This is a genomic window from Longibacter salinarum (assembly GCF_002554795.1).
GTDB lineage: Bacteria > Bacteroidota > Rhodothermia > Rhodothermales > Salinibacteraceae > Longibacter > Longibacter salinarum.
The window spans coordinates 281652-296727 of record NZ_PDEQ01000005.1 but is presented as its reverse complement, the minus strand read 5'-3'; the positions used below and the strand labels follow the sequence as shown (position 1 = coordinate 296727).

Below are 15076 nucleotides of genomic sequence, written 5' to 3'. Positions count from 1 at the left end.
GACATCGGGTTGGTCGCTTGTTTTCCCCTCTCTCTCCCTTTCCCCCGTTCACCCAATCCCTAAAGTCCGTATTTCTCAATCCGGCGGTACAGGGCCTTGCGGGAGATGCCGAGTTCTTCAGCGGCGCGGCTGATGTTGCCTCCATGTTTGGAGAGAGCCTTGCGGACGGCGGCCTGCTCGATGTCGTCGAGGTTGAGGGTGTCGACGCCGAGGCTACCGCTCGAGGGGCGCGGGCTGTTGGGTGCGCTGAAGACGATGTCAGATGGTTCAAGCGTTTGGCCTTCCGCCATGATGACGGCGCGTTCGACCGTGTGCTTCAGCTCCCGGACGTTGCCCGGCCAGTGGTATTCTTTGAGCTTGGCGCACGCCGCGTTGTTGAGGCCCGTGACCCCTGTATCGTAGCGATCAGCGTACTCGTCGAGGTAGTACCGCGCCAGGAGAGCGATGTCGTCGCCCCGGTCGCGTAGCGGAGGCAGCTGCACCTCGACAGTGTTGATCCGGTAGAGCAGGTCCTGCCGAAACTGACCCTTCTGCGTATCCTCGTAAATCGGCTGGTTCGTCGCGGAAATCAGGCGGATGTCGACGCTTCGCGGCGTGGTTTCGCCGACACGGGTGACCTCGCGGCGCTGCAGGGCGGTGAGTAATTTTGCCTGCAGAGGCATGGGGATGTTGCCGATCTCGTCGAGAAACAACGTTCCGCCATCCGCTGCTTCGAACCGCCCGATCCGGTCGTCGTCTGCGCCAGTGAACGAGCCCTTGATGTGACCAAAAAGCTCGGACTCGAACAGGCTCTCGCTCAACGCTCCGAGATCGGTGCTCACGAAGGATGCGTTGGCACGCTTGGATCGGCGGTGCACAGCGCGAGCCACGAGTTCTTTGCCTGTTCCGTTTTCGCCGAGCACCAGCACGTTCGCATCCGTCCTAGCGACCTTTTCGATCGTGCGGTAGACCTGCTGCATTGCCGGACTTTCCCCGATGATTTCGTCGAACGTACCCGGCGCAGAGGCCGCCCCATCTCCAGACGAGGCGGTGGTTGCCGGGCCCCGTGTGGAGCTCGTGTCCGGGTCGGTCGCTTCCTGTTTTCGGGCTGCGTCCCGGGACCGGCGCAGCTTGACGGCCGCCTGTACGCTGGCCACGAGGTCGGCGTCATTCCACGGCTTCACGATGAAGTCGGCCGCCCCCTCTTTCATGGCACGGACGGCCTTTTCGACGCCGCCATATGCCGTGATCATAACGACGACGGCGCCTGGGTCCTTCTGCAGAATGCGCTGGAGCCACAAGAAGCCTTCACGTCCACTCGAGGCATCCTGGGTAAAGTTCATGTCGAGCAGAATTGCGTCGTACGTCTGCTCTTCGAGCATGGCCGTGATGGCCCCTGGGTCCGTGGCTGTGTGGACCTCTGTGACGTACTTCTTGAGCAGCAGGCGCAGAGCCGTGAGTACATCACGCTTGTCGTCAACGATGAGAATACGGCCCTCGCCGGTTGTAGTCCCGGAGGTGGATGTGTCGGAAGGCGGGGAGGTCGAAGGCATGGACAGACAGGCAGAAGGGTACGAAGAATCCAGCGTGTGATTGATCGCGCCGGGCAACGAACAGCAACAATACAGAATACAGGAAGCCGATTCACAGACGTACCGTGCGACGGCTCGCCCGACGCACAATCTATAAAACGAAAAGCGTTCCAGCATGCGTGTCGAACCTGGAGGACCCTGAGGAACGCTGAGACCCCCATTCGGTGCCCGTCTCAACGGCTGAAACGAGCGCTAACGCACGACCGGTGTGCGCAACCGCACAGTTCGTTAGGCAAAATGGGCGATCAGAGGCGAAGAAGCCCGGTGGCATGCCGTGGAACTGGCTTTGCAACCTGCTACCGGTGACGAGTTACCCGAGATGACGCCGAGACATGACCTCCGGCGCGGAGTCTTTCACCAACCATCAGGTTCTATGACCGACACGCCTGCTCCTTCAGAATCCTCTGACTCGCCGGACCGCCGCAACAGTCCGTTGCTGAGTACCAGTCGCCGTGCACAGGAGCGTCGCGCAAACACGTCTGGTGATGGCGGTGAGTCGGGCGATGGTACGTCGCACGATGAGACGCCGAGTCCGTCTCCGTCGTCGTCCGGGGAGGGACTGGATCGCAAAATTGAAAAGAAGACCTTCACGCCGAAGCGCATTGCGATCCTGTCGATCGCCGTGATCGCTGTCGTGGGACTTGCCTACCTGGTGTGGTCAACCGCAACGGGCGGGCAGACGCTCAACGTGGATCGGGACAAGCTTACCATCTCGACCGTCGAGCGCGGCCCGTTCCAGGAGTTTATCAGTGTGACCGCTACCGTTCGGCCCGACCGGACCGTGTACCTCGACGCAGTCGAAGGAGGACGCGTCGAGGAGTTGTACGTTCGCGAGGGGGCCATCGTCGAGAAGGGCGAGCCGATATTGCGCCTCTCAAATAATGATCTCCGTTTGAGCGTTCTGAATAGCGAAGCTCAGGTGGCAGAGCAGCAGAGTAACATGGAGCAGCTCAAGCTGCAGATGGAGCAACAGAGCCTGAGTCTGCAGCAACAGCTTGCACAAATGGAGTACGAGATCAGGCGCTTGTCACGTGAATTTGAGCGTCAGGAGCGACTGTTTGAAAAGAACCTGATCTCCGAGGAGGCCTACCTCGACACCAAAGATGAGCTTACCTACCAGCAGCGCCGGCTTGACCTGACGCGCTCCGCGTACGTGCAGGATTCGCTCGCTCAGCAGACGCGTCTCGCCAACATGCGGCAGACCGAACAGCGCCTGCAGCGCAACTACGATGTGCTACGCGAGTCGATGAGCAACCTGCGCGTCACAGCGCCGATCAGCGGTCAGTTGACGGCCCTGGATGCAGAAATTGGCCAGATCATCAGCTCCGGAACGCGCCTGGGCCAGGTCGACCAGGTCGATAGCTACCGGCTGCGTGCCCAGATCGACGAGTACTACATCGAGCGCGTCCACAGCGGCCAGGTTGCGACGACGCAGGCGATTGCTGGCACGGAATACGAAATGGAAGTCACGCGTGTCTATCCGGAAGTCGAGAGTGGCACGTTCGAGGTCGACCTTCGCTTTACCGAAGATGCTCCGTCCAACGCGATCCGCCGAGGGCAATCGGTTCGTTTGAAGCTTGAGCTCGGCAGTCCCGAGGAGGCGGTTCTGTTATCGCGCGGCGGCTTCTACCAGTCGACCGGCGGCAACTGGGCGTTCGTCCTGACTGGCGACGGCGAGGCCGTGCGCCGCGAGATCCGCCTCGGACGCCAGAACCCGAACCACTTCGAGGTTCAGAGCGGCTTGCAACCCGGTGACCGCGTCGTAACGTCGAGCTACGATACGTTCGGGGAGGTGGAGAGGCTGTCGTTCGAATGATCGTGAATGGTAAATTGTGGATGGTTAATTGGATTACCATTTACGGCGGCGTCAGCCGATAGAGTTCAGGTATGCATTCAGTTTGGGAAAGAGCTTTTTCATCATGGGCTGTAGCGTTTCGACATCGTCTGCAAGGAGTAGACCGCGCCGGTGGGCTCGGTGAAGCCAGTGCTTCGCCTCATACAACGAGCCACGTGCGATATAAACGAATCGCCGATTATCGGCCTCCGAACCGTGCCCAGCCCCTTCCGCAAGGTTCGCTCCGACACTATCAACAGCCCGGACTAGCTGCGTGCCAATGGTATTCCGCTCAAACCGAGGCCACCCCTTAACGATATCCCACACCTCGTCAGACAGCTGGGCTGCAAGCTGGTATACGACAAGGTTCTCAAAACTCGTCTTGCTCATACCTTACAAATCTGGTAACCCCGTTAGACCTAAATCCGATTAACCACAAACAACGTACAATAAAAACAAATAAAAAATGATAAAAACAGACAGTCTCCGCAAGGTCTACCGCGCTGAAGAAGTCGAAACCATCGCCTTGAACGGCGTCGGCTTGCACATTGAGCAGGGGGAGTTCGTCTCCATTATGGGGCCGTCCGGCTGTGGAAAGTCGACGCTGCTGAATATCCTGGGCCTGCTTGATACGCCGACGGATGGATCTCACCTGTTCGACGGCGAGGATGTCTCCGGCTTCTCGGAGCGCCAGCGTGCCAAGCGCCGCAAGGGCAACATTGGCTTCGTCTTCCAGAGCTTTAACCTGATCGATGAGCTGACGGTCTATGAGAACGTGGAGCTGCCCCTACTTTACCTGAATACACCGTCTGGTGAACGACGGGAGCGGGTGGAGGCGGCGCTCGACCGTGTTCAGATGACGCATCGCAAGGGACACTTCCCGCAGCAGCTCTCCGGTGGTCAGCAGCAGCGCGTGGCGGTGGCGCGAGCCGTCGTCGCGGACCCGAAGCTGATCCTCGCCGATGAGCCGACCGGTAACCTCGACTCGACCAACGGCACGCAGGTCATGAACCTGCTCGCCGACCTCAACGAAGCCGGCACCACGATCGTGATGGTGACGCACTCCCCTGCCGACGCCGAGTACAGCGGACGCACGATCCACTTGTTCGACGGCAAGGTCGTGAGCGAAAACTTTATCGCGCAAGAATATGCAGCGCACACGCAGTAGTGCTCCATGCGGGTGTGCTTACATCGGAGGGTTCGAAGGTGCTATTGCTGGTCGACCGGCACGTCCGCAGTCAGCATCTTTCGCGTGTAACCCGGCTGTCTCTCGACCCGTGCTGTGGGCGATGATTTGCGATTAAGATGATGCCCGGCGCGTTTCCCTACTCGTTAGCCCTTTGAATTCCATGCTTCGCAACTATCTGAAAATTGCCGGTCGCGCGCTCCAACGGCGTCCGGGACCGACCCTGATCAACGTATTCGGCCTGACCGTCGGGCTCGCCGTGTGCCTTCTCATTGGACTCTGGGTGAACCAGGAGCTCCACTACGATCAATTTCATCCGGACGCGGAGCAGATCTACCGTCTCGGGCTCGACCTCAAGATGCAGGACCAGGAGATGAAAGGACCGATCACGGCGGCGCCCCTTGGTCCGGCACTCGTAGACAATGTGCCCGAGGTGCAAGAGGCGACGCGGTTTCGGTACGACTCAGACGTCGGGTTTCAGGTCGAGGCGAGCGACTTTCCCAATACCCGAGTGATCTGGGCCGATACCTCATTCTTCGACGTGTTTGCCGGATTCGACGTCCTCCACGGATCGCTCGACCGCGCCCTGCACGGCGATGAGGTGATTGTTCTTACGGCATCGACCGCGTCCCGTCTCTTCGGGCGGACCGACGTCGTGGGGCGAACGGCCGATCTCAACGGGTCGGTGCAGGAGGTGACGGCGGTTATTCAGGATCCGCCTCGTACGACGCATATGCCGTTCGACGCGGTCGGATCGATCGAGATCAGTCCACGGATGCAGGACATGTGGGTGTCGAATAACTACTACACCTACGTGAAGCTCACCGAGGCCGCAACCGCTACGTCTCTTCAGTCGAAGTTGGATGAGATGGTTTCGACCTTCGTCGCGCCGCAGGTCAAGGAGTTCGTCGGCATCAGCATGGAAGAGATGATGGGCAATGGGGCGCGGTACCGGTACTATGCCATGCCGCTGCTCGACATCCACCTCCGTTCGGATACCGCGTTCGAGTTTCGACCGAATGGGTCGATCACGTACGTATACACCTTCTCGGCCATAGCACTCTTCATTCTGCTTCTCGCCTGCATCAACTTTATGAACCTGGCGACGGCGCGGGCCTCGGAACGGGCGACGGAGGTCGGCATGCGGAAGGCCCTGGGCGCCGCACGCGGTCAGCTTGCCGCGCAGTTTCTTGGGGAGGCCATGATCATGACGGCGACAGCGACCGTGGCGGCCCTCGGTGTGGCGCTCATTAGCTTGCCGCTGTTCAACAGCGTCGCCGCCACGGAGCTACGTGCGAGCGATGTGCTTCAGCCCGAGATCCTGCTGGGGGGCCTGGTCGTCATCGTGGGCGTGGGGCTGATCGCTGGCAGCTATCCCGCATTTGCGCTGTCACGGTTCCAGCCGGCCCTCGTGTTGAAAACCGACGACCGCCACAGCTCCGGTGGGCACGGTCGGCGCCTTCGCCAGGGACTGGTTGTCCTCCAGTTCTCCGTGTCGATTGCACTTATCGCCGGCACATTCATCGTGCAGAATCAGTTCGACTACGTCCAGTCCAAGCGACTCGGTCTCGATAAAGAGCAGGTGGCGGTTATCAATCGAGCGTGGTCGCTGGAGGAGGATCAGCCACGATACATCGAGCGCCTTCGGCACCTGCCGAGCGTGGTTGCCGCCGCCGCGGGATCAGCGATTTTCCAGAGCGATGGCGTTAGCAATACGCTCTTTCTGCCGGACGATGCGCCGATGAGTCAGGCACAAACGTTCAACTACCTCAGCGTCGGGTTCGGACTGGACGAGGCACTGAACCTCAACGTTATCGCGGGCCGGAGCTTCGACGAAGGGCGTGAGGCGGATTCCTCCGCCGTGATGATAAACGAAGCCCTGGCCGCGCGGTTTGGCTGGGACGACCCCGTTGGGCACCGTCTCCGCGAGCCATCGCCGGACGGAACGGAGCGAGAGTGGACCGTGATCGGCGTCGTGGAGGATTTTCACTATCAGTCGATGCGCTACAACGTGGATCCGCTCGTTCTTCGGCCGAGTCGCTGGGCTTCGCGGGTGTACGTTCGACTCGCCCCGGGCGATGCGATGCCGATCCTTAGCGACATGCGGTTGTTCTGGGCCGACTTGAATCCCGAGAACCCATTCCAGTACAGCTTTCTCGATCAGAGCTATGCGAGCCTGCATCGCGACACGCAGCGCACGGGCCGGCTCTTCAGCATCTTCGCCGGGGTCGCCATCTTGATCGCGTGCCTCGGCCTGTTCGGGCTCGCCACCTACACGGCACAGCGGAGAACGCGGGAGATCGGGATTCGCAAGGCACTCGGAGCGACCGTGCCGGAAATCGTGGCGCTGTTGTCCCGCGAGTTTATGCTGCTTGTGATGATCGCATTCCTGGTTGCCCTGCCCGTTGCCTACGTCACCATGAACGGATGGCTGTCCGACTTCGCTTATCGCGTGGATATCGGTGTCGGGGTCTTCGTATTCGCCGGAGCACTGGCCATGATCGTGGCATTGCTCACCGTCGGTTATCATGCCGTGAAGGCGGCCCGGGTCCACCCCGCGCACAGTTTGCGGGGAGAATAAGGTGCGGCCGAGCAGACGCATTCATGTTCGCAGAAACGTAAGACCGTATCGTCGCCAGATCTTCCGGGGCAAGGCAACAAACTTTTGAGGTGTGGACGGGATCGTATACCGGCCTGTCCATTATTCAGGTGCAAACGCGAAGCCGTATCGATGCCTGAACGACTATAGCAAGGCAACAAACTTTTGAGGTGTGGACGGGATAGTAAACCGACGTGCCGCGTGTTGGTACGACCCGTCACACTGCCTCCGAAGAAATCGCGAGATGTATGCCTTTCGACGACCAGTTGCGTGCCGATACAGCACCACTGTACACCGACCTGTACCAGCTCACAATGCTGCAGGCGTACTGGGCAGAAGACATGCACGCGAATGCGGTCTTCGATCTATTCGTCCGTCGGCTGAAGCACCGAAACTTCCTTCTGGCGTGTGGCCTGGAGCAGGTGCTCGAATTTCTGGAGTCGATGACGTTCTCGGAGGAGGCCATCGAGTATCTTCGGGAGCAGGGCACGTTCGATGAGGAGTTTCTCGCGTGGCTTTCCGACTTTTCGTTTACGGGCGACGTGTATGCCGTGGCCGAAGGGACACCCGTCTTTCCCGATGAACCGCTTGTGGAGGTCGTGGCGCCGATCGGAGAGGCGCAGCTGGCAGAGACGTTTCTGCTCAATCAGCTCACGTTTCAGACGGGCGCCGCGTCGAAGGCCGCCCGCGTGGTTCAGGCCGCGACGGCGGACGGCACCGATCGCCTGGTTGCCGACTTCGGGATGCGCCGCATGCATGGTACCGACGCGTCCATGAAGGGGGCGCGCGCCATGTACATCGCCGGGGTTGACTCCACGTCCAATGTTGCTGCGGGCCACGCATACGGCATTCCGATCACCGGCACGATGGCGCATAGCTACGTGGAGGCGCACGACGCGGAGATGGCCGCCTTCCGAAACTTCACGCGTCAATATCCGGACACGGTTCTGCTCGTGGACACGTACGATACGATGACGGGGATTGAGAAAGTCATCGATCTGGCCCGCGAATGGGGGGATGACTTCCAGGTGCGCGGGGTTCGACTGGATTCCGGCGATCTGGCTGAACTGGCAAAACAGGCTCGCGCGCGACTGGACGAAGAAGGACTGGACGACGTGATGATTCTGGCAAGTAGCAGTCTCGACGAGCACAAGATTACGGATTTGCTGGAGCAGGGTGCACCGATCGACGGCTTCGGTGTCGGGACGCGCATGGGAACGATGGCCGACCAACCGTATCTCGACAGCGCCTACAAGCTGAGCGGCTATGATGGCGCGCCGAGAATGAAACTGGCCAAGGACAAGTCGAATCTCCCTGGGCGGAAACAGGTTATGCGCCTCTTCGACGACGGCGAAGCCACGCAGGACGTCATCTGCATCGCAGAAGAGGCAGGTGATCAGGATGGTACGCCGCTACTAATGTGTGTCATGAAGGACGGCGAACGTACGGAGGCAGGACGGCCCCGACCGCTCGATGACATCCGGGCGGAAGCCGCTCGGCAGGTCAAAGCCTTACCCGAACGGCTTCGCCAGCTGGATCTGGCTGATCCTCCGTACGACGTCAGTATCAGCTCCGCACTGGAAAACCGGCGCGACGCCGTGCAGGCGAACTTGCGAGATCGAATGAACCTGCCAGCCTGATGTTAAATCACGTGCATGATGGCTGGCCCTAATGCCCACATCTTTCGGGCACTTCCCAGATCATTACGTCCGTTACGTCATTCGATCTGCATTTCGTCAATAGCATCCGGTAGACTGTACTTTCGAGATGTAGAGGGAGTCTCAGGAGCGTCCCCAATCCCAGTCTGGGTCGTCGCCGGGTGATCTGACCTTAACATCTATTTCCCGAAATACGTGCTCGGCATGTCGTTCACCGCCGGGTACAAGCCGGCTTTTGTCGTCCGCTGAAGTGGATCACGTGCTGCGACGGTAAGAGACGTGCTGTTTTCCATTTGTGCTATCGCCGTTTGTCCATGGAAGCTCTTCAGTTTTTAAACCAGTCCTCGCAGGAGGAGCGCCGGCGAGTTGAGACGCTCGACGAATACCACGTCCTCGATGCTCCGCCTGCCAACGCCTTTCGTCGAATTACTCGACTCGCAACGCGGCTCTTCGACGTGCCGATTGCGATGGTTAATTTTATCGACCAGAACGAGCAGTGGTGTCTGGCCGCCCAGGGATTGTCGGCGCGCTCGACACCTCGCAATGTGTCGTTCTGCGCGCATGCCATCGAGTCGGACGACGTGATGGTTGTGCCGGATGCGAAAAAAGATCCGCGGTTTGCGAGCAACCCGTTTGTGACCGGAGAGCCCGGCATCCGATTTTACGCGGGTGCACCACTCATCGCTGCCAACGGACATCGCCTCGGCACGGTCTGCCTGATCGACCAGAAGCCGCATGACGACTTCGATGACGGCGACCGGGAGGCGTTGACGGACATGGCCGGCGTGGTGATGGACGAACTGAGTCTCCGCCGCTTTGCGGTGGACTTGAACGCGTCAAAAGAGGCATTCCGCGCTTCGAGCAAGCAAACGAAGCGCATTCTGGAGAGCATTACCGATGCCTTCTTTGCGCTCGACGATGACTTCCGGTTTTCGTACGTGAACGCTCGAGCCGAACACATGCTGGACGCGTCACGCGAAGATCTTCTCGGTCACCATATCTGGGATGCCTTCCCCGATGCCGTTGGATCGACATTCCAGGTGGAATACGAGCGGGCCGTCGAACAGCAGGAGACGGTCGAGTTCGTCGAGTACTATCCACCGCTCGACGTCTGGTTTGAGGTTCACGCCTACCCCTTCCGTGGCGGACTCTCGGTGTATTTTAAGGACGTCAGCGAGCGTATCGAGGCACAGCGGGACCTTCATCGGAAACAGAATCTCGTCGACGCGATCGTCGGCACCAGCGTGGCAGCAATCGTTTCAGTCGATGCAAAAACGGGAGCGTTCACCTTTTCGAATCCGCGAGCGGAGGAGATCCTCGGGATCGGGAAGGACGCGATTGGCAAGCATCAGAGTGAGATTGGAACGTTAAAGGCGCTCGATGGCTCGCCGATCGACGAAGACGCCTGGCCCTTCTACGACATCGTCGAGACGGGGAGGCAGGTGAGGGACTTGCGGCTGTGTCTCGTTCGGGCAGACGGAGAGGAACGCCTGATTTCGGTCAGCGGCGCGCCCCTGATGGGGCCCCGAGACGAGGAGGTGCAGCAGGTGGTGTTCTCCATTATCGACATTACCGAGCAAGTGCAACGGGAGCGCGAGTTGAAGGAGGCAAAGGAGGAGGCGGAGCGGGCGAGCCGGCTCAAGTCGTCGTTTCTCGCCAACATGAGCCACGACGTTCGCACGCCGCTGTCGTCCATTATGAATCTGACAGAGCTGCTGTCGATGGAGGCGCCGGAGGAGCTACAGGGGCGGATCTCGCTGATCGAACGGTCCGGTCTGCGACTGTTGAATACGATCGATTCCGTCCTCGACCTGTCGAAAATCGAATCCGGCTCGATTGAACCCGACCTTCAGCGCATCGACGTAACGGACGAACTTCTGGGAACGATTGAGATTTTCAGACCCCAGGCAACTCAGAAGAACATCGAGCTCGTCGGGGACATCCCCAGTGCGTCGATCTACGCCGTTCTTGATCCAGCCTATCTGCACCGGATCTCCGATAACCTGATCGGAAATGCCCTCAAGTTTACGCCGGACGGGGGACGGGTGACGGTAAACCTCGCAACGGAGGATCATCACGTCGTCATTCGTGTGTCGGACACCGGCGTCGGGATTGAAGATGAGTTTCTCGATGACCTATTCGAAGCGTTCACGCGAGGGCCTGGAAGCATGAACAAGCAGGGGTCCGGTCTGGGACTTGCCATCGCGAAGCGACTTACGGAGCTCCTCGACGGCGAAATCGATGTGGACAGCACGCTCGGGGAGGGAACCACGTTCACCGTTCGGCTGCCGATTGGTGACGCCGTCCCGCCGCACGATGACGGGCACCTCCATTGATAGCCGGGCCTGCCTCGCTCATCGACAGCCACCCGTTCGACCTTTCTAGAACAGATACCGCCCTCAACTACGCATGCCTGCGTCTTCCTCTCCTCGCCCCATTCGGTGGGGCATGCTCGGTACGGGCATGATCGCCCGTCTCGTTGCCGCCGATATCCCGCTCGTCCCCGGCGCCGAAATCGCTGCGATCGGGTCGCGGCGCCAGTCGACGGCCGACTCGTTTGCGGCGGAGTTCGATGTGCCGGTCGCGCACGACTCGTACGAGGCTGTGGTTCACGACGACAATGTCGACCTCGTGTTCATCGCGACACCGCACTCCCGCCACGCCGCGGATGCGCGCCTCGCCATCGAGGCGGGCAAGGCTGTGCTCTGCGAAAAGGCATTCACCGTCAACGCGACAGAGGCGCGAAAAATGGCCGCTGCCGCACGTAAGGCCGGCGTCTTCCTCATGGAGGCGATGTGGACCCGGTTCCACCCGACGATGAGCCGGATACGGCGGATGGTTAAGGACGGTGATCTGGGCTCCATTAGCAGCGTCGTCGCGGACATAAGCACGCTGCGGCCTACGGATCCGAATGACCGACTCTTCGCCCGAGATCTCGCGGGAGGAACGCTCCTTGACCTCGGCGTCTACCCGATCGCGTTGGCGTTCGACCTGTTCGGTCCACCGGACGATGTCATGTCGACCGCGCAGATGGGGCCGACGGAGGTTGACGAGCAATCGGCGGCGATCTTTTCCTACGACAACGGGCCTCAGTTTATCTGGCACGCCTCCTTCCGCGCCGACGCGGGACGTGGGCTCACGATTGCCGGAGCAAAGGGCCGTCTACGGAACGATCGCGACTGGTGGAAAGGGCGTCCCTTTACCTGGATCCAAGAAAATGGCGAGCGGTCGACGGTCGGCACGACACCGGAGGGGAATGGCTATCAGTTCGAGATCGCCCACGTCTGCAACTGCCTTCGCGACGGGCGGACGGAGAGCCCGGTGATGCCGCTCGACGAGTCGATCGCAATCATGGAAACGATGGACGCAATGCGCGCAGCGTGGGGGCTAACGTACCCGAACGACGACGTGCGGGGCTGAGCAGAGCAGGTTCGGCCGACCCGTAAGCACCGGGTTCGCCCTGCGGAATCGAGTCGTGAATCGGTACCATTTCTCGGCTTCATACCGTGACGGTGACCGATTTTCTCGTCGGTGCATGTTACAGCCGTGCGACGGGCGAGCGCCTGGAAGCGGTTTGTTGCCAAGAAACGGTTATCAAAAGCCCTTTCAGGCGCTTTGAGCCCGAACGGAGGGCTGGGAGGCGAAGTTGGAGACCACGACATGCCGGAGGAATCTGACGTAGACTTCGGCCTGATTCGATGGTTTCCCCTAACGATCCCGTACCACCGTATGAAGCTTTTTCGCCACCTTCGCCAGAAGTATCTGGCGGTCTCGGCAGGATCCTCGAAGCATTACCAGAAGCATTACGATCACTGCCCGCACTGTGAGGAGAAGACGCCCTGGATGGCCCGCGTGTTGAGTGGGTATTACCGCTGTCTGCAGTGTGGCAATGATCCTCTTGTCGCCGAGCGTGAGCAGGAGCCGGGTGTGTCGCCCCGGTCTGACGCGCCGCCGGTCGCCTCGGATGCAGCGTCCGAGACAGGCGGCGCCGAACGAGCGCACCGCCGGTCCGCGTGATGCCGTTGAGGATTCAAGTGGTCGCATTTTCGGACGTGATTAAACCGAAACAGCCCCGTTCGCCGTCGAGCGATTCGGGGCTGTTTTGTGTTTCGGGTTGCGACAACCCGTTTGGCGGATGGACCGTGAAAAAGTAAGGTTGGTCGTTTATGTCTATTCGCAGACTGGATGGTGATCCTCTGGCACGGACGCAGTAAACACGGTCCGCGAAATGAACGAGGCCTGGTGTTGTGACGGTCGCGAGGACCGACCGCCGGGAGATCCGTCCGTTTGGATGGCCGAAGGCTGTCCGCCGAACAGGTTCTTTCCGCTTTACCAGAAGACCACGAGCATAGCGACCGTGAGGCTGAGCACGAAGGCGGCCTGAATGCGGTAGTCCTGGTAGAACGGTAGATCCTCCTTGACCTCGACCGCTCGGCCGCTCCAGGTAAGGTCGTCCAGTTGCTCCGCGGTTGGCTCTTCGTCGGTTGCCAGCGTGAAGAACACAACGAGGCCCATGCAGAGGAAGGTCAGGATGCCGGCGATGATGGTGAAGTGCAGGTCGATCACCGCATTCTCGAAGATGAGCCCGTCTGTGGACAAGAGGAAGACGCAGAGCGAGAGAACGTGTCCGCCGAGAAGCGTACCGAAGGCGGCGGTTCCGTTTACGCGCTGCCAGAAGATGCCGAGGAGGAAGATCGCGACGACCGGCGGCACAAGGAAGGAGAGCATCTGCTGGAGGTAGTCCCAGATGCCCGGGAATTCGCGGATCTGCGGAGCCCAGAGAGCCGCGAAGAGCATGAGGGTGAAGGTCGTGTAGCGGCCAATCCGCGCTGTGTCTTCCGGCGTGATGTCCGGCTTGCTGGGCTTCACGAAGTCAATCACGATAAGCGTGGACGCCGAGTTGAGTGTGGAGTCGATGCTCGACATGATGGCCGCCACAAGTCCAGCGAGCACGATCCCGACGATGCCGACCGGGAGCAGGTCCGTGACGAGCGTCGGGAAGACCATATCGCCGTTCGGAAGCTCCGGGTAGAGCGTGTAGGCGAAGGCGCCCGGCAGCACCATAATAAAGAGCGGGAGGAGCTTCAGGCCGCCGCCAAGCATCGCGCCCCAGCGGGCGTTCTTCAGGTCTTTCGCGCCGAGGATACGCTGGACGATGTACTGGTTGAGGCCCCAGTAGTAGAAACCCAGGATGGGGACGCCAATCAGCGTGCCCAGCCACGGAAGCGAGTCGTCGTCGATCGGTTTGATGAGATCCAGGTGGCCCTGCGGAAGCTGTGCGGTGGCCTGCGCCCAGGAGAAGTCAAACTGCTCGAACGTGTAGTAGGTGATCATGATCGAGCCGATGATCAGGATGACCGCCTGCATGATATCGGTATAGACGACGGCCGCGAGTCCACCGGCGGCCGTGTAGATTCCCGCTATGAGCGCGAGGATGAAGCAGACGGTGTAGAAGTCCAGCTCCGGCCCGAAAGCCGGAATCAGGTCTGGAAAGAACGTCTGGATCACAATCGTACCGGCGTAGATGCCTCCCGCGGTATCGATCACCACGCTAGTGAAGATGGTGAGGGCCGAAAAGTACTTTCGGGACCGGACGTCGAAGCGTTTCTCCAGGTACTCCGGGATGGTCGAGATCTGCGACCGAATGAAGAACGGGATCAGGAAGATCGCCATGAAGACGAGCACCACGCCGGCCATCCACTCGTAGTTGGACACGGCTAGCCCCGTCGTGTACGCCGATCCGGCCAGGCCGATCAGCGTCGTACTGGAGATATTCGAGGCGAAGAGAGAGAAGCCGATCGCTCCCCAGGCGAGGCTGCGCCCAGCGAGGAAGAGGTCATCGCCCGTTTCAGTGCGTTTGGCGATGACGTATCCGATCGCGAACACGATCAGGAAATACCCTCCGATAATAGCGAGGTCGAGTGCCGCAATGGGGAAATTCGAAGGCATACGGTCGTTGGCGGAGTCGGGCAGTGGCGCGGGTGAGGGCAAGAGAGCCGGCGACAGGGACGCGGCCATCGTGTAGAGGGCAGAGGACGATGCTCAGGTTGCATCGTCGCGGAGTGGGAGCCTCCACAAATCGGTCGAGGGAGATCCGGGTAACCGACCGGAACGAACATACAGGATGAGTGGCGGATCGTCCACTTGGCCGTGAAGATTCTGCGTGCAGAATATGCGAGTTGAGCAGAGCCATCTGTGCACAAACAGCAGTGCGCGTGATTCCCTGCG

10 protein-coding genes are annotated in these 15076 nt (G+C 60.2%); 7 read left to right on the top strand and 3 right to left on the bottom strand.

Going from position 1 to position 15076, the window contains the following annotated elements; translation table 11 throughout:
* Positions 1-59 precede the first annotated feature (59 nt).
* The gene (locus CRI94_RS11280) at positions 60-1532 is read right to left on the bottom strand and encodes a sigma-54-dependent transcriptional regulator (protein WP_098075809.1); all 1473 of its coding nucleotides are present in this window, start codon (positions 1530-1532) and stop codon (positions 60-62) included.
* A 412-nt stretch (positions 1533-1944) separates the two neighbouring features.
* Between CRI94_RS11280 and CRI94_RS11275 the strand changes: the two genes are divergently transcribed.
* Positions 1945-3387, top strand: coding sequence for an efflux RND transporter periplasmic adaptor subunit (locus CRI94_RS11275; RefSeq protein ID WP_179862269.1), 1443 nt, complete (start codon positions 1945-1947; stop codon positions 3385-3387).
* 51 nt (positions 3388-3438) lie between these two features.
* On the opposite strand, the gene CRI94_RS11270 is transcribed toward CRI94_RS11275, so the two are convergent.
* A complete protein-coding gene (locus tag CRI94_RS11270) occupies positions 3439-3795 on the bottom strand; it encodes a four helix bundle protein (RefSeq protein ID WP_098075807.1) in 357 nt (118 codons plus the stop codon).
* 76 nt (positions 3796-3871) lie between these two features.
* Here CRI94_RS11270 and CRI94_RS11265 point away from each other — a divergent pair, with 76 nt between their 5' ends.
* The 6 genes from CRI94_RS11265 (at position 3872) to CRI94_RS11240 (ending at position 12865) form a co-directional block, all read left to right on the top strand.
* Entirely contained in the window at positions 3872-4573 is a 702-nt protein-coding gene (locus tag CRI94_RS11265; RefSeq protein ID WP_098075806.1) for an ABC transporter ATP-binding protein, read from the top strand.
* 181 nt (positions 4574-4754) lie between these two features.
* Complete coding sequence (locus tag CRI94_RS11260) at positions 4755-7172, top strand: ABC transporter permease (RefSeq protein WP_098075805.1); 2418 nt, start codon at positions 4755-4757, stop codon at positions 7170-7172.
* 266 nt (positions 7173-7438) lie between these two features.
* Entirely contained in the window at positions 7439-8830 is a 1392-nt protein-coding gene (locus CRI94_RS11255; RefSeq protein WP_098075804.1) for a nicotinate phosphoribosyltransferase, read from the top strand.
* Positions 8831-9162: 332 nt separating this feature from the next.
* Positions 9163-11184, top strand: coding sequence for a sensor histidine kinase (locus tag CRI94_RS11250; protein ID WP_098075803.1), 2022 nt, complete (start codon positions 9163-9165; stop codon positions 11182-11184).
* 73 nt (positions 11185-11257) lie between these two features.
* Positions 11258-12268, top strand: a complete 1011-nt coding sequence (locus CRI94_RS11245) for a Gfo/Idh/MocA family protein (protein ID WP_098075802.1) — start codon at positions 11258-11260, stop codon at positions 12266-12268.
* A gap of 240 nt (positions 12269-12508) precedes the next feature.
* Positions 12509-12865: a hypothetical protein gene (locus CRI94_RS11240; protein ID WP_098075801.1), complete on the top strand. Its 357-nt coding sequence runs from the start codon at positions 12509-12511 to the stop codon at positions 12863-12865.
* Positions 12866-13177: 312 nt separating this feature from the next.
* Here the strand turns inward: CRI94_RS11240 and CRI94_RS11235 are convergent, their stop codons facing one another.
* Positions 13178-14797, bottom strand: coding sequence for a sodium:solute symporter (locus CRI94_RS11235; RefSeq protein WP_098075800.1), 1620 nt, complete (start codon positions 14795-14797; stop codon positions 13178-13180).
* Positions 14798-15076 lie beyond the last annotated feature (279 nt).

What these genes read in the sequence shown, in the direction of transcription:
- CRI94_RS11275 (WP_179862269.1), top strand. Translation starts at nt 1,945, where the DNA reads ATGACCGACACGCCTGCTCCTTCAGAATCCTCTGACTCGCCGGACCGC.
- CRI94_RS11240 (WP_098075801.1), top strand. Translation starts at nt 12,509, where the DNA reads ATGCCGGAGGAATCTGACGTAGACTTCGGCCTGATTCGATGGTTTCCC.
- CRI94_RS11270 (WP_098075807.1), bottom strand. Translation starts at nt 3,795, where the DNA reads ATGAGCAAGACGAGTTTTGAGAACCTTGTCGTATACCAGCTTGCAGCC.
- CRI94_RS11235 (WP_098075800.1), bottom strand. Translation starts at nt 14,797, where the DNA reads ATGCCTTCGAATTTCCCCATTGCGGCACTCGACCTCGCTATTATCGGA.
- CRI94_RS11255 (WP_098075804.1), top strand. Translation starts at nt 7,439, where the DNA reads ATGCCTTTCGACGACCAGTTGCGTGCCGATACAGCACCACTGTACACC.
- CRI94_RS11265 (WP_098075806.1), top strand. Translation starts at nt 3,872, where the DNA reads ATGATAAAAACAGACAGTCTCCGCAAGGTCTACCGCGCTGAAGAAGTC.
- CRI94_RS11280 (WP_098075809.1), bottom strand. Translation starts at nt 1,532, where the DNA reads ATGCCTTCGACCTCCCCGCCTTCCGACACATCCACCTCCGGGACTACA.
- CRI94_RS11250 (WP_098075803.1), top strand. Translation starts at nt 9,163, where the DNA reads ATGGAAGCTCTTCAGTTTTTAAACCAGTCCTCGCAGGAGGAGCGCCGG.
- CRI94_RS11245 (WP_098075802.1), top strand. Translation starts at nt 11,258, where the DNA reads ATGCCTGCGTCTTCCTCTCCTCGCCCCATTCGGTGGGGCATGCTCGGT.
- CRI94_RS11260 (WP_098075805.1), top strand. Translation starts at nt 4,755, where the DNA reads ATGCTTCGCAACTATCTGAAAATTGCCGGTCGCGCGCTCCAACGGCGT.